Annotated in this window: 16 protein-coding genes; 12 read left to right on the top strand and 4 right to left on the bottom strand. The window is 66.8% G+C overall.

What is annotated here, in order from left to right:
• Positions 1-74 precede the first annotated feature (74 nt).
• The 5 genes from andAc to HWX87_RS05060 all read left to right on the top strand — a co-directional run bounded on the left by andAc (position 75) and on the right by HWX87_RS05060 (position 4879).
• Positions 75-1346: an anthranilate 1,2-dioxygenase large subunit AndAc gene (gene andAc / locus HWX87_RS05080; RefSeq protein WP_176046080.1), complete on the top strand. Its 1272-nt coding sequence runs from the start codon at positions 75-77 to the stop codon at positions 1344-1346.
• Between the two features lie 14 nt (positions 1347-1360).
• Positions 1361-1837, top strand: coding sequence for an anthranilate 1,2-dioxygenase small subunit AndAd (andAd, locus tag HWX87_RS05075; RefSeq protein ID WP_176046079.1), 477 nt, complete (start codon positions 1361-1363; stop codon positions 1835-1837).
• A 17-nt stretch (positions 1838-1854) separates the two neighbouring features.
• On the top strand, positions 1855-2181 hold the full coding sequence (gene andAb, locus HWX87_RS05070) for an anthranilate 1,2-dioxygenase ferredoxin subunit AndAb (protein ID WP_006479527.1): 327 nt from the start codon (positions 1855-1857) through the stop codon (positions 2179-2181).
• Entirely contained in the window at positions 2171-3391 is a 1221-nt protein-coding gene (andAa, locus tag HWX87_RS05065; protein ID WP_176046078.1) for an anthranilate 1,2-dioxygenase system ferredoxin--NAD(+) reductase, read from the top strand. Before andAb ends, andAa begins: the two co-directional genes overlap by 11 nt.
• Before the next feature lie 201 nt (positions 3392-3592).
• On the top strand, positions 3593-4879 hold the full coding sequence (locus HWX87_RS05060) for a DUF445 domain-containing protein (protein WP_176046077.1): 1287 nt from the start codon (positions 3593-3595) through the stop codon (positions 4877-4879).
• Positions 4880-4916: 37 nt separating this feature from the next.
• Here the strand turns inward: HWX87_RS05060 and HWX87_RS05055 are convergent, their stop codons facing one another.
• From HWX87_RS05055 to HWX87_RS05040, 4 genes are all read right to left on the bottom strand, one after another.
• Positions 4917-5219: a HigA family addiction module antitoxin gene (locus HWX87_RS05055; RefSeq protein WP_176046076.1), complete on the bottom strand. Its 303-nt coding sequence runs from the start codon at positions 5217-5219 to the stop codon at positions 4917-4919.
• Positions 5220-5231: 12 nt separating this feature from the next.
• A complete protein-coding gene (locus HWX87_RS05050; protein ID WP_279612949.1) occupies positions 5232-5519 on the bottom strand; it encodes a type II toxin-antitoxin system RelE/ParE family toxin in 288 nt (95 codons plus the stop codon).
• A 360-nt stretch (positions 5520-5879) separates the two neighbouring features.
• Positions 5880-6179: an addiction module antidote protein gene (locus HWX87_RS05045; RefSeq protein ID WP_176046074.1), complete on the bottom strand. Its 300-nt coding sequence runs from the start codon at positions 6177-6179 to the stop codon at positions 5880-5882.
• 3 nt (positions 6180-6182) lie between these two features.
• Complete coding sequence (locus HWX87_RS05040) at positions 6183-6500, bottom strand: type II toxin-antitoxin system RelE/ParE family toxin (protein ID WP_176046348.1); 318 nt, start codon at positions 6498-6500, stop codon at positions 6183-6185.
• A 349-nt stretch (positions 6501-6849) separates the two neighbouring features.
• On the opposite strand from HWX87_RS05040, the gene HWX87_RS05035 reads away from it, so the two are divergent.
• The 7 genes from HWX87_RS05035 to HWX87_RS05005 all read left to right on the top strand — a co-directional run bounded on the left by HWX87_RS05035 (position 6850) and on the right by HWX87_RS05005 (position 17091).
• Positions 6850-8490, top strand: coding sequence for an acetolactate synthase large subunit (locus HWX87_RS05035; protein WP_176046073.1), 1641 nt, complete (start codon positions 6850-6852; stop codon positions 8488-8490).
• Positions 8491-8520: 30 nt separating this feature from the next.
• The gene (locus tag HWX87_RS05030; RefSeq protein WP_176046072.1) at positions 8521-9954 is read left to right on the top strand and encodes an aldehyde dehydrogenase family protein; all 1434 of its coding nucleotides are present in this window, start codon (positions 8521-8523) and stop codon (positions 9952-9954) included.
• A gap of 232 nt (positions 9955-10186) precedes the next feature.
• Complete coding sequence (locus tag HWX87_RS05025) at positions 10187-11770, top strand: Na+/H+ antiporter (RefSeq protein ID WP_176046071.1); 1584 nt, start codon at positions 10187-10189, stop codon at positions 11768-11770.
• Between the two features lie 478 nt (positions 11771-12248).
• A complete protein-coding gene (locus HWX87_RS05020) occupies positions 12249-13382 on the top strand; it encodes a hybrid sensor histidine kinase/response regulator (RefSeq protein ID WP_176046070.1) in 1134 nt (377 codons plus the stop codon).
• A 126-nt stretch (positions 13383-13508) separates the two neighbouring features.
• Positions 13509-15185, top strand: coding sequence for a methyl-accepting chemotaxis protein (locus tag HWX87_RS05015; protein ID WP_176046069.1), 1677 nt, complete (start codon positions 13509-13511; stop codon positions 15183-15185).
• Positions 15182-15694, top strand: coding sequence for a chemotaxis protein CheW (locus HWX87_RS05010; protein WP_176046068.1), 513 nt, complete (start codon positions 15182-15184; stop codon positions 15692-15694). The genes HWX87_RS05015 and HWX87_RS05010 overlap by 4 nt, the downstream gene beginning before the upstream one ends.
• Positions 15691-17091 carry a CheR family methyltransferase gene (locus HWX87_RS05005; protein ID WP_176046067.1) on the top strand — a complete coding sequence of 467 codons (1401 nt, stop codon included), beginning with the start codon at positions 15691-15693 and terminating at the stop codon, positions 17089-17091. The genes HWX87_RS05010 and HWX87_RS05005 overlap by 4 nt, the downstream gene beginning before the upstream one ends.
• Positions 17092-17113 lie beyond the last annotated feature (22 nt).

Genomic DNA, 17113 nt, shown 5'->3' with positions numbered 1-17113 from the left:
GATAGACGGCGAATATTAGCCTTTCAAAAATGGACTCCATCTTGTTAATGAAACGGAACCACAAGGAGTCCGACATGGAGCAGACAGAATCGCCCGTCGTGTTCGCCCCGCGCGACGACGCGTCCGCCGTGAGCTTTCCGCACGACGACGGCTCGCGCGTGCCGTACAAGGTGTTCAGTTCGCAGGCCGTCTACGAACGCGAGCAGGAACGCATCTTTCGCGGCCCGACGTGGAACTTCGTCGCGCTGGAAGCGGAAATCCCGAACGCCGGCGACTTCAAGAGCACGTTCGTCGGCGATACGCCGGTGGTCGTCACGCGCACCGAGGACGGCACGCTTTCCGCGTGGGTGAACCGCTGCGCGCACCGCGGCGCGCAGGTGTGCCGCAAGTCGCGCGGCAACGCGAGTTCGCACACGTGCGTGTATCACCAGTGGAGCTTCGACAACTCGGGCAACCTGCTCGGCGTGCCGTTCCGGCGCGGCCAGAAGGGGATGTCGGGGATGCCGGCCGACTTCGATCCGAAGCAGCACGGGCTGCGCAAGCTGCGGGTCGACAGCTATCGCGGGCTCGTGTTCGCCACCTTCAGCGACGACGTGATGCCGCTGCCCGACTATCTCGGCGAGCAGATGCGCCCGTGGATCGACCGGATCTTCCACAAGCCGATCGAGTATCTCGGCTGCACGCGCCAGTATTCGAAGTCGAACTGGAAGCTTTACATGGAGAACGTGAAGGACCCGTATCACGCGAGCATGCTGCACCTGTTCCATACGACCTTCAACATCTTCCGCGTCGGGATGAAGGCGCGCTCGATCCCGGATGCGAACCACGGGCTGCACAGCATCATCACGGTGACGAAGACGGGCGACGATACGTCGGCCGCGTACAAGCAGCAGAACATTCGCTCGTTCGACGAAGGCTTTCATCTGGAGGACGAATCGATTCTCGATCTCGTGTCGGAATACGACGAGGACTGCACGAACCATATCCAGCCGATCTTCCCGCAGCTCGTGATCCAGCAGATCCACAACACGCTGGTTGCACGCCAGATCCTGCCGAAGGGCCCCGACAACTTCGAACTGATCTTCCATTTCTTCGGTTACGCGGACGACACGCCCGAGCTGCGCGCGCTGCGCATCAAGCAGGCGAACCTCGTCGGGCCGGCCGGCTATATCTCGATGGAGGACACGGAGGCGACCGAGCTCGTGCAGCGCGGCACGGTGCGCGACGGCGACGCGACGTCGGTGATCGAGATGTCGCGCGGCAATCCGGACCAGCAGGACACGGTGATCACTGAAAGCCTGATCCGCAAGTTCTGGGTCGGCTACCAGAAGCTGATGGGCTATTGAGGCGGGAGCGCGAAATGACGGAAGACATGAAGACCTGGTTCGAGATTTACATGCTCCAGAACCGCTATATCGGACACCTCGACAACAACCGGCTCGAAGCATGGCCGACGATGTTTACCGAGGACTGCACGTACGAAATCGTGCCGAAGGAGAACGCCGATCTCGGGCTGCCGGTCGGGATCGTCCACTGTACGAATCAGCGGATGCTGCGCGACCGCGTGGTGTCGCTGCGGCACGCGAACATCTTTGAAGAGCACACGTACCGGCACATGACGTCGGGCCTGACGATTGTTGCGGAACGAGACGGCGAGATCGACACCGAGAGCAACTACGTCGTCGTGCAGACGCGCAGCAATGGCGAGTCGAACGTGTACCAGGCCGGCAAGTACTACGACACGGTCGTGCGCACGCCCGACGGGTTGCGCTACAAGACCAAGCGCGTGATCTACGACACGTCGCGCGTGCAGACGCTGCTCGCGACGCCGATCTGACGAAGCAAGGAACCGACATGACCGAAGCAACGCTGGCCGAGTGGCATCCGCTCGGCGCTTTCGACGAATTCTCCGAAGACGAACCGGCGGCGCGCGTCGCCGGCCAGAAACCGATCGCCGTGTTCCGGATCGGCGACGAACTGTTCGCGATGCACGACCTCTGCACGCACGGCCATGCACGGCTGTCCGAAGGCTATGTGGAGGACGGCTGCGTCGAATGCCCGCTGCACCAGGGGCTGATCGACATCCGCACCGGCGCGCCGAAATGTGCGCCGATCACGGAGCCGGTGCGGACTTATCCGATCCGGATCGTTGACGGGCAGGTGGAAGTCAATGTCGGCTGATCCGTTCGTGATCGTTGGTGCCGGCCACGCGGCGCGGCGCACGGCCGAAGCGCTGCGCGAACGCGATGCGGCGGCGCGCATCGTGATGATCGGCGCGGAGCGCGAACTGCCGTATGACCGGCCCGCGCTGTCGAAGGATGCGCTGCTGACGGACGGCGGCGAGCAGCGCGCGTTCGTGCGCGATGCGGCGTGGTACGACGCGCAACACATCGAGTTGCGGCTCGGCATGCGCGTCGACGCGATCGAGCGCGATGCGCAGCGCGTGCGGCTCGGCGACGGCACGACGGTGCCCTACGCACGGCTCGTGCTCGCGACGGGTTCGCGCGTACGGACGTTCGGCGGGGCGGTCGACCCAGGCGTCACGCCGCACTACGTCCGCACGGTCGACGATGCACGTGCGTTGCGGGCGCGACTTGCGCCGGGCCGCCGCGTAGCGGTGCTCGGCGGCGGTTTCATCGGGCTCGAGGTGGCGGCTGCCGCGCGCCAGCTCGGCTGCGACGTGACGGTGATCGATCCGGCGCCGCGCTTGTTGCAGCGTGCGTTGCCGGAGGTGGTCGGTACGTATGCGCGCCAGTTGCACGACGGCCGCGGCGTGGTGTTCCAGATGGCGACGCTGCCGCGCGCGATCCGTCGCGCACCGGGCGGCGGCGCGATCGTCGAGACCGATCGCGGCGACGTGCCGGCCGATATCGTCGTGGTCGGCATCGGCGTGGTGCCCAACGTCGAGCTTGCACAGGCGGCCGGGCTCGACGTCGACAACGGGATACGCGTCGACGCCGGATGCCGAACGGCCGATCCGGCGATCTTCGCGGCGGGCGAGGTGACGATGCACTTCAATCCGCTGCTCGGGCGCCACGTGCGGATCGAGTCGTGGCAGGTGGCCGAAAACCAGCCGGCCGTCGCGGCCGCGAACCTGCTCGGCGCCGACGACGCCTATGCGGAGCTGCCGTGGCTGTGGTCCGATCAGTACGACTGCAACCTGCAGATGCTCGGGCTGTTCGGCGGCGAACGCACGAGCGTCGTGCGCGGCGATCCGGCGAGCGGGCCGTTCACGGTGTTCGGGCTGGGCGACGACGGCAGGATCGTCGCGGTGGCCGCGGCGAACCTCGGGCGCGACATCGGCGCATCGCGCCGGCTGATCGCGGCAGCGGCCGTGCCCGATCCGGTGAAACTCGCCGATCCGGCGGTGAACCTGAAGACGTTTCTGTAACGGCAGCAGGTGCGGCGAGGATGGCCGGCGCGGCGGGCGGATTGCGTCGGCAATCCTGTCGCTTGCCGGACGGTTGCGCGACGTGGCGGGTGACGTGATGCGCGGCGGCGGTCGCGCGGGCCCGTCGCGGATCATGCCGCGCGTTTGTCGGCCGGTGCGAAATCGGGGATATTAGCGGCATCGCCGATCCGCCGGTCCTCCATGACACCAGACAAAGCCCTCGAACTGAAACGCAGCAAACGCCGCGCACTGTGGCTGCTGCTGGCCGCCGTCGCGGTGTTCGTCACGACGATCCTGCTGCCGCGCGGCCCGTGGGTCGACGGCGTCAAGGCCGTGGCCGAAGCCGCGATGGTCGGCGCGCTCGCCGACTGGTTCGCGGTCGTCGCGCTGTTCCGCCGCGTGCCGATTCCGTTCGTGTCGCGCCATACCGAGATCATTCCGAAGAACAAGGACAAGATCGCCGACAACCTCGCGGTGTTCGTGCGCGAGAAATTCCTCGGCCCCGACGCGCTTGCCGCGCAGATCCGCCAGCACGATCCCGCGCAGAAGCTCGGCGCGTGGCTCGGGGAACCGCAGAACACCGAGGCGCTCGGCGGTTACGTGACGAAGCTGATGAGCTTCGCGCTCGACATGACCGACGACGCGCGGATCCAGTCGTTCGTGCACGACGCGTTTCGCGCGGTGATCGACCGTGTCGACCTGTCGCAATCGGCGGGTGCGATCCTCGATACGCTGACGAAGGACGGCCGCCACCAGGTGCTGCTCGACGACGCGATCGAGCAGGTGGTCGATGTGCTCGACAAGGAAGAGAACCGCGAGGTGATCGCGGGCTTCATCGTCGAATGGCTGAAGACGCAGTACCCGAAGGTCGAGAAGATCATGCCGACGCAGTGGTTCGGCGAGAACGGCGCGCGGATGCTCGCGAGTGCGGTGAGCCGCGTGCTCGAAGGCGTGGCGGCCGACCCCGAGCACGAACTGCGGCAGCGCTTCGACCGGACGGTTGCACGGCTGACCGAGCGGCTGAAGCACGATCCGGCGTTCGTCGCGAAGGGCGAGGAGATCAAGCGCTATATCCGCGACGGCGACGCGTTCAACGAGTATGTGCGCGACTTGTGGGACCAGTTGCGTGCGTGGCTGAAGGCCGATCTCGCGCGCCCCGATTCTTCACTGCACCGGCAGGCCGCGACGCTCGGCGGCTGGCTCGGCGCGCGGCTTTCGGAGAGCCCCGCGCTGCGCGCGTCGCTGAACGAGCACGTGGAGAAGGCCGTGCACGAGATGGCGCCGGATTTCGCCGATTTCCTGATGCGCCACATCCGCGATACGGTGCGCAACTGGGATGCGCGCGAGATGTCGCGGCAGATCGAGCTGAACATCGGCAAGGATCTGCAGTACATCCGCATCAACGGCACACTGGTTGGCGGGCTGATCGGGCTCGGGCTGTATCTGGTGTCGCTGGTGCCGCGCTGGGCGGCCGGCTGGCTGCACTGACGCGGCCACGCCGGCGAACGGCGGCGCCGGTCGTGGCCTAAACGTGGGTGCGCTCGCGCGGCTCGACCTTGCGGTCGATCTCGCTGCGCGTCGGCAATGTCTTCAGGTCGTAGGCGGCCTGCAGGTTCAGCCAGAATTCCGGCGACGTATCGAAGTAGCGCGCGAGCCGGTAAGCCGTATCGGCGGTGATGCCGCGCCGTTCCTTGACGATTTCGTGCAGGCGTGTGGCCGGCACGTTCAGCGCGAGCGCCAGTGCATTGACGCTCATTTCCAGCGGTACGAGGAATTCTTCCCGCAGGACTTCGCCCGGATGAATCGGGCGCATGCCGTTCTTGACCATGCGAAGCTCCAGTCAGTGATAGTCGACGATCTCGACCTGGGCGGGGCCATCGTCGGTCCATTCGAAACAGATCCGCCATCGCTCGTTGATGCGGATGCTGTGCTGGCCCTCCCGACCGCCGTGCAACGTTTCGAGCCGGTTGCCGGGCGGGGCCCGCAAGTCGCGCAGTTCTTTCGCGGCAGCGAGCATTTGCAGTTTTCGGGTGGCAACGGTTTCGATCGTGCGGAAACGCTTGGGTGACTCTCCTGCGAACAGCAGCCGGGTATCCTTGCATCGAAACGATGTGATCATTACGGGCATGGTATTACGTCAAGCGTAATACGTCAATGAGAATGGGATGAATTCGGCGAGACGTGTGTCGAAGCGCCGCTACGTGAAATGACGAACAGGAACCCTGAACGATCGGGAACGGGCGAGATCGATGCGGGATGACGGGTATCGTCAATGCATGCCCGTCGGTTCCTGTCGTTCCGACGAGTATGGGGGCGCCCCGCGCCTTGACGGGCCCGATATGCCATTCGGACGATCTGTTGCGTCAACGGAACGCTGACCGGGTCGGGCTTGTATCGGGCGTCGCCGCTGGCGCGCCGGGCGACGGGGTGGTTGCGGTGAGGTAGCCGCGGAGATCGCGCAGCAGGCGCGATGCCGTGCGCCCGCGCGTCACGCGTGCGCTTTTGCGCCGTGCAGTTGCAGGCCGAGCGCCTTGATGACTTTCAGGATGGTGCCGAAGCTGGGGTTGCCGTCGTGCGACAGCGCCTTGTACAGCCCTTCGCGCGACAGGCCTGCATCGCGCGCGACCTTCGACATGCCGCGCGCGCGCGCGATCACGCCGAGCGCGTGCGCGATGAAGGCCGGATCGTCGCCGGCTTCCTGCAGACAGGCCTCGAAGTAGTCGGCCATGTCGTCTTCGGTTTTCAGGTGGTCGGCCGAATCCCACGGCCGGGTGCTGATCTTGTTCATCGATCACTCCATGTCGAGATGCGCGAGCATCGCGTGCGCAGCGCGTATGTCGGCCTGTTGCGTCGATTTATCGCCGCCGCAAAGCAGGATGACCCAGATCGTTCCGCGCCGGACGTAGTAGACGCGATAGCCGGGGCCGTGGTCGATCCGCATTTCGATGACCGGCGAGCCGGCGGACTTCCAGTCGCCCGGATTGCCCATCGACAGGCGGTCGATGCGTGCCTGGATGCGGCGCTTCGCGACGCGATCCTGCAGGCCGGCGAACCATGCGTCGAAGACGTCGGTGGTCCGGATGCTGAACGTAGGCGCACTGTAGGGCATTGATTGCGGCATGTCAACCATGGTTCACAGATGTATCGGGCTGTTCGGTTGCCGCTACATTAGGGCCGCCTGCGTCGTTCGGGCGCCAAATGGCCGTTCGGCCGAAGTCGAAATTTCCCGAATCCGTCTACAATCAAACACGTCTTTGCCGCCCGTGCGCGCTTGCCGCGCACGGGCGGGTCCGTTCGTCCTCCTGCATCAGGAGGCGCCGCCGTGCATCGTTCGTTGCGTGGCGGGAAGTGCCGTGGTCTGTGTCCAGTAGGTAGAGCGTCCGCGTGCCGTAGGCCGGCGCGCGTTGTGAACGCCGCGTGTCCGTAGGCCGGGCAGGCGGCATAACCGAGAGTCCCCCATGAAAGCATCGGATCTGTTCGTGAAGGCGCTGGAAGCCGAAGGCGTCGAGTACGTGTTCGGTATTCCCGGCGAAGAAAACCTCGATCTGCTCGAATCGCTGCGGCGATCGAAGATCAAGCTCGTGCTGACCCGGCACGAGCAGGCGGCCGGGTTCATGGCCGCCACCTACGGCCGCCTGACGGGGCGCACCGGCGTGTGTCTCGCGACGCTCGGGCCCGGCGCGACGAACTTCGTCACGGCCGCCGCGTATGCGCAGCTCGGCGGCATGCCGATGCTGATGATCACCGGGCAGAAGCCGATCAAGTCCAGCAAGCAGGGCCACTTCCAGATCGTCGACGTCGTCGACATGATGCAGCCGCTCACGAAGTTCACGCGGCAGATCGTGTCGATCGGCAACATCCCGTCGGCCGTGCGCGAGGCGTTCCGCCGCGCGGAGGAGGAGCGCCCGGGCGCCGCGCACCTCGAACTGCCGGAAGACATCGCGCACGAAGAGGGTGACGGCAAGCCGATCCCGCGCAGCTACAGCCGGCGGCCCGTGGCCGAGGAGAAGGCAGTCGCGCATGCGGTCGACGCGATCCAGGCCGCGCGCCATCCGCTGCTGATGATCGGCGCGGGCGGCAACCGCAAGACGACCCGCAAGATCCTCGTCGAATTCGTCGACAAGACCGGCATCCCGTTCTTCACGACACAGATGGGCAAGGGCGTGATCGACGAGACGCACCCGCTGTGGCTCGGCAACGCGACGCTGTCCGACGGCGATTTCGTGCATCGCGCGATCGAGCATGCCGACTGCATCATCAACGTCGGCCACGACGTGATCGAGAAGCCGCCGTTCTTCATGCGTGCGGACGACAAGACCGTGATTCACGTGAACTTCCTCGGCGCGCAGGTCGATCCCGTCTATTTCCCGCAGATCGAGGTGGTCGGCGACATCGCGAACGCGGTGTGGCAGATGACGGAAGCGATCGCGCCGCAGCCGCACTGGGATTTCGCGCGCTTCGCGATGATCAAGGAGCATTTCGACGCGCACCTGGAGAAGGGCCAGCACGACCCGCGTTTCCCGATGTACCCGGTGCGCATCGTCAACGATCTGTACAACGCAATGCCGGTCGACGGCATCGTCTGTCTCGACAACGGGATGTACAAGATCTGGTTCGCGCGCTACTGGCGTGCGCACGAGCCGAACTCGCTGCTGCTCGACAACGCGCTCGCGTCGATGGGGGCAGGCCTGCCGTCGGCGATCGCGACCAAGATCGTGCATCCGCAGCGCAAGGTGATCGCCGTGTGCGGCGACGGCGGCTTCATGATGAATTCGCAGGAGCTCGAAACGGCCGTGCGGCTGAAGCTCGACCTCGTCGTGATGATCCTGCGCGACGACGCGTTCGGGATGATCCGCTGGAAGCAGGAGAACATGAATTTCCCCGATTACGCGATGACGCTGCAGAACCCCGATTTCGTGTCGTATGCGCAAAGCTACGGCGCGCACGGGCATCGCGTCGAATCGGCGGACGATCTGGAGCCGCTGCTGCGCGAGTGCTTCTCGTCGCCGGGCGTGCACGTGATCGACGTGCCGATCGATTACTCGGACAACGAGCGTGTACTGAACCGCGAGATCAAGCGCCTGTCGGCGCAGCTCTGAATTCCCCCGTTCACAGGAAGGAGTCGTTCCATGTTGAAGGAAACCTATCCGTACTACCTCGCCAACGAAGCCGTCTACGCGAATACCGATCTGGACGTGACGGACAAGTTCAGCGGCAAGGTCGCGACGCGCGTCGCGCTGGCCGACGCGAAGGCGATCGATGCGGCGATTGCCGCGGCTGTCGACGCCGCGAAGCCGATGCGCGAGATGCCGGCCTACAAGCGGCAGGCCGTGCTCGACCATTGCGTCGCGCGCTTTCGCGAGCGCTTCGACGAGCTGGCCGAGGCGCTGTGCATCGAGGCCGGCAAGCCGATCAACGATTCGAAGGGCGAAGTGACGCGGCTGATCGATACGTTCCGCGTCGCCTCCGAGGAATCGGTGCGCATCGACGGCGAGATCATCAACCTCGAGATCTCCGCGCGTGCGCAGGGCTATACCGGCTACACGAAGCGCGTGCCGGTCGGCCCGTGTTCGTTCATCTCGCCGTTCAACTTCCCGCTGAACCTCGCCGCGCACAAGGTCGCGCCCGCGCTCGCGGCCGGCTGCCCGTTCGTGCTGAAGCCCGCGAGCCGCACGCCGATCGGCGCGCTGATCATCGGCGAGGTGCTCGCGGAAACCGATTTGCCGAAGGGCGCGTTCTCGGTGCTGCCCGCGCATCGCGACGGCGCCGACCTGTTCACGACCGACGAGCGTTTCAAGCTGCTGTCGTTCACGGGTTCGCCGGCCGTCGGCTGGGCGCTGAAGGAGAAGGCCGGCAAGAAGAAAGTCGTGCTGGAGCTCGGCGGCAACGCAGCCGCGATCGTCGATGCGGACCAGCGCGACCGGCTCGACTACGTGGTCGAGCGTCTCGCGTTCGGCGCGTACTACCAGTCGGGCCAGAGCTGCATCGGCGTGCAGCGGATCCTTGTGCATGCCGATCTTTACGACGCGCTGCGCGAGAAGCTGATCGCGAAGACGCGTTCGCTGAAGATGGGCGATCCGAAGGATCCGTCGACGTTCGTCGGCCCGATGATCTCCGAATCGGAGTCGCGCCGGCTGTCGGGCTGGATGGACGCGGCCGTCGCGGCGGGCGCGAAGATCGTCGCGGGCGGCAAGGTCGACGGCGCGATGTTCGAGGCGACGCTGCTGGAAAACGTCGGGCATGAGCAGGACCTGTACCGGAAGGAGGCGTTCGGCCCGGTCGCGATCCTCGAGAAGTTCGACCGCTTCGACGACGCGCTCGCACGTGTGAACGACAGCGACTTCGGGCTGCAGGCCGGCGTGTTCACCGATTCGCTCACGCATGCGCAGCGCGCGTGGGATGAACTGGAGGTCGGCGGCGTCGTGATCAACGACGTGCCGTCGTTCCGTGTCGACAACATGCCGTACGGTGGCGTGAAGGATTCGGGCCTCGGCCGGGAAGGGATCCGCTACGCGATCGAGGACATGACCGAACCGCGGCTGATGGTCGTGCGGCGCCGGTAACGCGCAGGCACGCGGCGCGGTTCCGCGACGGCACGCAGGTAGGCGATCAGGCCGGCCTGCGTGCCGTTTTTCATTGCGGTGCGCGCGTCGGGCCGGCACGGTGTGTGCGCTGAATGACGGCCCACCCGACGCACGCTCGACTACGGGCCTCGCCTCGTGATGTAATCGCGCCAAACTGCCGACCGGGGTGCGACACCGGGAAGCGCGAATTCATTCTTCACGAGGTCGATTCATGTCCCCCGTCTCGGCATTCAAGCTGGTTCTGTTGTCATTCCTCGCGATCGTCGCGCTCGAATGCATCGCCAAGCGGCTGCGGCTGCCGCCCGCGGCCGCGCTGCTGATCGGCGGCATCGGTATCGCGTTCATTCCCGGTCTGCCGCCGATCAACCTCGATCCCGAGCTGGTGCTGCTGGTGTTCCTGCCGCCGCTGCTGATGGACGGTGCGTACTTCTCCGTGTGGGAGGAGTTCAAGCGCAACGTCGGCGGCATCCTGATGCTCGCGATCGGCGCGGTCGTGTTCACGACGTTCGCGGTCGGCTTCGCCGTGCACTGGGTCGTGCCGGCGCTGCCGTGGGCCGCGTGCTTCGCGCTCGGCGCGATCGTGTCGCCGCCGGACGCGGTCGCCGCAAAGGCCGTGCTCGAACGCGTCGCGCTGCCGCGCCGGCTGATGGTGCTGCTCGAAGGCGAGAGCCTGCTGAACGACGCGGCCGGCCTCGTGCTGTTCCGCTTCGCGGTCGCGGCCGCGCTCACCGGGGCGTTCAGCCTCGAGCACGCGGTCGTGCGTTTCGCGGAGCTCGGGCTCGGCGGCGTGGTGGTCGGCTTCGTGGTCGGCAAGCTCGTCGTGTGGTTCCTGAAGCTGCTCGACGACGACTATCTCGTGATCACCGTCGCGGTGATCGCCGGCTGGATCGCGTACATCGCGGGCGAAATGCTCGAGGTGTCGGGCGTGATCGCGACCGTCACGGCCGGCATGATCATCGGCTGGCATCAGCACGAGGTGTTCTCGGCGGCCGTGCGCACGCGCGGCACCGCGTTCTGGCAGGTCATCGTGTTCCTGCTCGAATCGATGGTGTTCGTGCTGATCGGGCTGTCGCTGCGCGGCGCGATTCACCGGCTCGGCGGTTTCGAGCAGGTGCTCGCCACGATGGTGCCGCCGGTGGCCGCGGTGCTGGCGGCGGTGATCGTGTCGCGCTTCGTGTGGATCTATGCGGTCGAGGCGCTGAAGTGGCCGGTGCGCGGGTTTGCCCGGCGCGGCGAAGCACCCGACTGGAAGGCCGCGACGATCATGAGCTGGGCCGGGATGCGCGGGGTCGTGACGCTCGCGATCGCGCTGTCGCTGCCCGAGGCGCTACCCGGTCGCGATGTGATCCTGGTCGCGTCGTTCGCGGTGATCCTCGTCACGGTGCTGCTGCAGGGCACGACGATCGGGCCGCTGATCCGGCTGCTGCGCCTGCCGCAGCGCGAGGAGCGCGCCGCGCATCACCTGACCGAGCCGCAGACGTGGGCGCATGTCGAGGCTGCGCAACTCGCGGCGATCCAGCCGCTCGTGCGCGACGAGCGCGGCGTCGTGATCCATCCGCGCCTGCTCGAGCAGTACACGTATCGCGCGGAGCTGACCGAGCGCGCGAAGAACGAGCCCGAGTACCCGGCGGAAGTGCGCACCGCGCACTACGACGTCGTGCTGGCCGCGATCCGTGCCGGGCGCGCGGAGCTGTTGCGCCTGCATCGGTCGGGGCGCATCCACGACGAAATGCTGCATGCGCTCGAACGCGATCTCGACCTGCAGGAAGTGTCCGCGCAGCACGCGCGCGGGTAAGCGGGCGCGACCTGCCATCACACGGGCCGGCGTCTTGCCGGCGCCGAACGGCGCGCGGGCCGACCCTTGCCCGCCGCGCGATTTTTGCTCCCGCCTGCCGGCCGATGCGACGTATCGGAATCCGGCCCTCAATACGTCCGGCAAACAGCCTTGCAGCCCATGCAAACCTTGTGGCGCCGGTCTCGCAAACGTTATCGTCTTTCGAATCCGGAAATGATCTGATTTATCTGATTCCGTCTCTTTCTGCATATTTGGCAAAACTAAACCGGAAGGAGATAGATGCTGTGTTCTAATTTCATTTAGAATCAGCCGGTTATGTTTATTGAGAGAAAGAATGCGGAGGTAATGCGGTCGCCAACGGGGAAAGAATCGGCGTCCGAAGCCCTGCAAGGCAGTGCCGACAGGCTAAATCGGCGGAATCAGGCGGGGTTTTCAACCGCCAAAATAAGATAGCGTCCAAGTCGGATAAACAACTCCTATGAAAGAATCGATTGGAGATTCGGCGTTTGAAACTGTATTTATGAAAGAATCGAGCAGTGATAATGCCTCGGATTGTCTTGAATCGGGGTTATCGGTCCTCCTGGTCGACGATCAACCGTTCGTCGGCGAGGTGATCCGTCGCGCGCTGCGCAGCGAACACGACATCGACCTGCATGTGTGCACCGACGCACACCGGGCGATGGCGGTCGCGCGCGACGTGAAGCCGACGGTGATCCTGCAGGACCTCGTGATGCCGGAGATCGACGGCCTCGATCTCGTCCGCGCGTGGCGCGCGGATGCCGGCACCGCACGCGTGCCGATCATCGTGCTGTCCGCGAAGGAGGAGCCGATCGTCAAGCGCGAGGCGTTCATTGCCGGCGCGAACGACTATCTGGTGAAGCTCCCCGACGCGATGGAGCTGACCGCGCGCATCCGCTATCACTCGAATTCGTACCTGATGTCCCGGCAGCGCGACGAGGCGCTCGATTTCCTGTCGCACGACATGCGTTCCCCACAGACGTCGATCCTCGCGCTGCTCGACGTCTACCGCACCGAACACGGCGACATGCCGGCGATCATGGAGCGCATCGCCGGCCATGCGCGGCGCGCGCTCGCGCTCGCCGACGGCTTCATCCACCTGACCCGCGCGCAGTCCGAGCGCCGCGCGCACGAGGTCGTGAGTCTCAACGAGATCGTGGTCGATGCCGTCGACCAGCTGTGGGAGAAGGCCGCCGGGCTCGGCTGCCGGGTCGTCGCGCACGTGCCCGACGCCGAGTGCGTGACGATGGGCGACCGCATGATGCTCACGCGCGCGGTCGCGAACCTGATCGACAACGGGCTGAAGTACGGCCCGGCCGGCACGGACGTGCACTGCACGCTGAGCGGCGAGGACGGCGCCTGGCTGATCGGCGTCGAGGATACCGGTGCCGGCATCGCGCCGGAGCAGCGCACGGCCGCGACCGAGTCGTTCGTGCAGCTCGAATCCGCGCACGGCGCGGCGCGCGGCGGCTTCGGCCTCGGGCTTGCGTTCGTCCGCGCGACGGCGGCGCGGCACCGCGGCCAGATCCTGATGCGCAATACGGCGCGCGGCTTCATGGTCGCGCTTCGGCTGCCGGCGCAAGCGGAGCGGTGATTTCACGGCGCGGCCTGCCGGCGCCGCGTCGTCCGCATCCGACCCCGATGCGCTCGTGGCGCGCCTTCCGGCGCGCAGGCGGGCGCGGATTTTTTCAACGCTGATATTAGAAAGCCCATAACGAACATGGCCACCGTGACGCCCCGCGCGACCAATGAAAGCCTGCATCCGACGATCGGCGCTGCCCGGCTGACGCTCGGCAATCGCATCCTGCTCAGCTTCGGCGTGCTGTTCGTGCTGATGCTGGTGACAGCCGGCGTGTCGTACGAGCGACTGCGCGCGATCAATACCGAAGCCGTCAGCATCGAGCGCGACTCGCTGCCCGGCGTCTACCTCGCGTCGTCGCTGCGCGGTTCGGTCAACGAATCGTTCACGCTGCTGCAGCAGGCGACCTTCGTCGACACCGAGTCCGAAACCGTGCAGCGCGATCTCGCGAAGATCTCCGATGCGCTGAAGGACGTCGAGTCGCTGTCGGTCGACTACCAGAGCACGACGTTCCGCGACGACGACCGGCAGCGCTTCGCGGCGTTCCGCGGCGCGTACGACCGCTACGTGCCGCTGCTGAACGATGCCGTGCAGAAGAGCCGCGTGTCGCGCGAGGAGGCTGTCGCCGCGTACGCGAAAGCGCTGCCCGCGTGGACCGAGGTCGTGCGCAACGCGAACGTGCTGGTGCAGGAAAACCGCAAGTTCGCGGAGCAGTCCGCGAAGCTGATCCGCGAGTCCGTGCAGGACACCGAGGTCGTGCTCGCAACCGCGCTCGCGGTCGTGCTGCTGTCCGCGCTCGGGCTCGGCTACGTGCTGTACCGTTCGGTGACCGTGCCGATGGCGCGGCTCGTCGAAGTGCACGACGTGATGCGCACCGGCAACCTGACGCGCCGCCTCGACCTGCGCCGCCGCGACGAATTCGGCACGCTCGAGACGGGCTTCAACCGGATGGCCGACGAGCTGACCGAGCTCGTCGCACGCGCGCAGCAGTCGTCGCTGCAGGTGACGACGTCGGTGGCCGAGATCGCGGCGACCTCGCGCGAGCAGCAGGCCACCGCGAACGAAACCGCGGCGACGACGACCGAGATCGGCGCGACGTCGCGCGAGATCTTCGCGACCTCGCGCGACCTGCTGCGCACGATGAACGAGGTGGCCGGCGTGGCCGAGCAGTCGGCGACGCTCGCGGGCGTGAGCCAGAGCGGGCTCACGCGGATGGGCGAGACGATGCGCAGCGTGATGGACGCGGCCGGCTCGGTGAACGCGAAGCTCGCGATCCTCAACGAGAAGGCGCTGAACATCAACCAGGTGGTCGCGACCATCACCAAGGTGGCCGACCAGACCAACCTGCTGTCGCTGAACGCGGCGATCGAGGCCGAGAAGGCCGGCGAGTACGGCCGCGGCTTCGCGGTCGTCGCGACCGAGATCCGCCGCCTGGCCGACCAGACGGCGGTGGCGACCTACGACATCGAGCAGACGGTGAAGGAAATCCAGTCGGCCGTGTCGGCGGGCGTGATGGGGATGGACAAGTTCTCCGAAGAGGTGCGCCGCGGGATGCTCGACGTGCAGCAGGTCGGCGGGCAGCTGTCGCAGATCATCGCCGAAGTGCAGACGCTCGCGCCGCGCTTCCAGATGGTCAACGAAGGGATGCAGACGCAGGCGAACGGCGCCGAGCAGATCACGCAGGCGCTGTCGCAGCTGTCGGAGGCCGCGCAGCAGACGGCCGAGTCGCTGCGCCAGTCGTCGCAGGCAATCGACGACCTGACACTGGTGGCGAACCAGTTGCGTACCAGCGTGTCGCGCTTCAAGGTCGACGCGTGACGCGCGCCGATCCGCAGAGCGGCGCGCATGCGCTGTTCCTGATGTTCGAGCTCGACGGAGAGCGCTATGCGCTCGACGCGGCCGGCATCGAAGAGGTGCTGCCGCTCGCGGACACGAAGGCCGTGCCCGGCGCACCCGACTGGATCGCCGGGCTGCTGATGCGCGGCGGCCAGCCGGTGCCGGTGATCGACGTGCCGATGCTGGCGCTCGGGCGGCGCGCGCATGCGCTGCGCTCGACGCGGCTCGTGATGGTCCGCTACCGCGCGGGCGAGGCCGGCGTCGAGCGCACGCTCGGCCTGATCGTCGAACGAGCGACGCAGACGATGCGGATCGACCGCGCGGCGTTTCACGCGAGCGGCATCTCGACCGCACGCACGCGCTGGCTCGGGCACGTCGCCAATACGCCTGACGGCGTCGTGCAGCAGGTGTCGGTGTCCGACCTGATCGACGATGTGGCGCGCCAGTATCTGTTCGACGGCCTGCCGGGCCACGGGGGGGAGTTCGCATGAAAGCGTCCGAATCGCGATTTCGCGACTGGCTGTTGCGCGAGACCGGCATCGACCCCGATTCGCTCGGCAACGATTTTCTGACGCGGGCGCTGACGGAGCGCGTGCAAACGCTGCAGGCGGACGGCGAGCGCCTGCCGTCGGCGGCGCGGCCGCCGGTCACGCCGGAGGCGCTCGACGCGTACTGGCAGCAGCTGAACGCATCGGCCGACGAGCGGCGTGCGCTGATCGATCTGTTCGTCGTGCCCGAGACGTGGTTCTTCCGCGACCGCGAGGCGTTCGCGACGCTCGCGCGGCTCGCGCTCGAACGGCTCGCCGCGCTGCCCGGCCGCGTGATCCGCGTGCTGAGCGCGCCGTGCTCGACGGGCGAGGAGCCGTATTCGGCGGCGATGGCGCTGCTCGACGCGGGGCTCGACCCGGCCAGTTTCACGATCGACGCGATCGACCTCAGTGCGCGCGCGATCGACCAGGCGCGGCTCGGCTGTTATGGACGCAACGCGTTTCGCGGGACGGCGACGGAGTTTCGTTCACGGCACTTCACGCCGGCCAATGACGGCTGGCTGCTCGACGAGCGTGTGCGCGCATGCGTGCAATTCCGTCACGCCAACCTCGTCGAACCGGTCGTGGATACGGGTATTCGCTACGATTTCGTGTTCTGCCGCAATGTGCTGATCTACTTTGACCGCGATGCGCAGGATCGCGTGATCCGCTCGCTCGACGCGCTGCTCGTCGATGACGGCATGCTGTTCGTCGGGCCGGCCGAAACGGGCGTCGCGATGCGGCACGGGATGCGCTCGGCGCGCGTGCCGCTGGCATTCGCGTTTCATCGTGAGCCGGCCGGCGCGGTGGCCGATGCGGGCTCGGCCCGGTCGTCGGCGCCGCTGCCGGCAGCGGCGCCGTACCGTCGCGCGGAGCGCTTCACGGTCGCGCCGCTCGCGGCGACGCGCTCGGTGCTGGCCGTCGCGCCGCCGTCCTGGCTTGGCGGTGCGGGGCAGCCGTTCGCGGTGCCGCCGCCGGCCGTGAACACGGCCACCTTCGACGCACGGGCCGACCTGTCGGTGGTGATGGCCGACGCAGTGGCGCCGGATGCCGAAGGCACCGCGCCGACGCTCGAGGATGCGCAGGCGCTCGCGAACGCGGGCGCATTCGACGAGGCCGAGCGCGTGCTCGCGCAGTTCTCGGCGCGTGTCGGGCCGCATGCCGATGCGTTCTACCTGAACGGATTGATCGCGGATGCGCGCGGGCGCGCCGCGGAAGCGGGCGACTTCTACCGGAAGGCGCTGTACCTGCGACCCACGCACCACGAAGCGCTGACCCATCTCGCGACGCTGCTCGACGTCGGCGGCGATCGCGCAGGTGCGCAATGGCTGCTCGAGCGCGCACGGCGCTCGGCCGGCTGACACAATGACGGGATCGGGACGA

The sequence above is a fragment of the Burkholderia sp. BCC1644 genome (genome assembly GCF_902833225.1).
GTDB lineage: Bacteria > Pseudomonadota > Gammaproteobacteria > Burkholderiales > Burkholderiaceae > Burkholderia.
This window is presented reverse-complemented; position numbering and strand designations above follow the sequence as displayed.

What these genes read in the sequence shown, in the direction of transcription:
- HWX87_RS05005 (WP_176046067.1), top strand. Translation starts at nt 15,691, where the DNA reads ATGAAAGCGTCCGAATCGCGATTTCGCGACTGGCTGTTGCGCGAGACC.
- HWX87_RS05025 (WP_176046071.1), top strand. Translation starts at nt 10,187, where the DNA reads ATGTCCCCCGTCTCGGCATTCAAGCTGGTTCTGTTGTCATTCCTCGCG.
- andAc (WP_176046080.1), top strand. Translation starts at nt 75, where the DNA reads ATGGAGCAGACAGAATCGCCCGTCGTGTTCGCCCCGCGCGACGACGCG.
- andAa (WP_176046078.1), top strand. Translation starts at nt 2,171, where the DNA reads ATGTCGGCTGATCCGTTCGTGATCGTTGGTGCCGGCCACGCGGCGCGG.
- andAd (WP_176046079.1), top strand. Translation starts at nt 1,361, where the DNA reads ATGACGGAAGACATGAAGACCTGGTTCGAGATTTACATGCTCCAGAAC.
- HWX87_RS05050 (WP_279612949.1), bottom strand. Translation starts at nt 5,519, where the DNA reads ATGCCCGTAATGATCACATCGTTTCGATGCAAGGATACCCGGCTGCTG.
- andAb (WP_006479527.1), top strand. Translation starts at nt 1,855, where the DNA reads ATGACCGAAGCAACGCTGGCCGAGTGGCATCCGCTCGGCGCTTTCGAC.
- HWX87_RS05040 (WP_176046348.1), bottom strand. Translation starts at nt 6,500, where the DNA reads ATGCCCTACAGTGCGCCTACGTTCAGCATCCGGACCACCGACGTCTTC.
- HWX87_RS05035 (WP_176046073.1), top strand. Translation starts at nt 6,850, where the DNA reads ATGAAAGCATCGGATCTGTTCGTGAAGGCGCTGGAAGCCGAAGGCGTC.
- HWX87_RS05045 (WP_176046074.1), bottom strand. Translation starts at nt 6,179, where the DNA reads ATGAACAAGATCAGCACCCGGCCGTGGGATTCGGCCGACCACCTGAAA.
- HWX87_RS05030 (WP_176046072.1), top strand. Translation starts at nt 8,521, where the DNA reads ATGTTGAAGGAAACCTATCCGTACTACCTCGCCAACGAAGCCGTCTAC.
- HWX87_RS05020 (WP_176046070.1), top strand. Translation starts at nt 12,249, where the DNA reads ATGAAAGAATCGATTGGAGATTCGGCGTTTGAAACTGTATTTATGAAA.
- HWX87_RS05055 (WP_176046076.1), bottom strand. Translation starts at nt 5,219, where the DNA reads ATGGTCAAGAACGGCATGCGCCCGATTCATCCGGGCGAAGTCCTGCGG.
- HWX87_RS05015 (WP_176046069.1), top strand. Translation starts at nt 13,509, where the DNA reads ATGGCCACCGTGACGCCCCGCGCGACCAATGAAAGCCTGCATCCGACG.
- HWX87_RS05060 (WP_176046077.1), top strand. Translation starts at nt 3,593, where the DNA reads ATGACACCAGACAAAGCCCTCGAACTGAAACGCAGCAAACGCCGCGCA.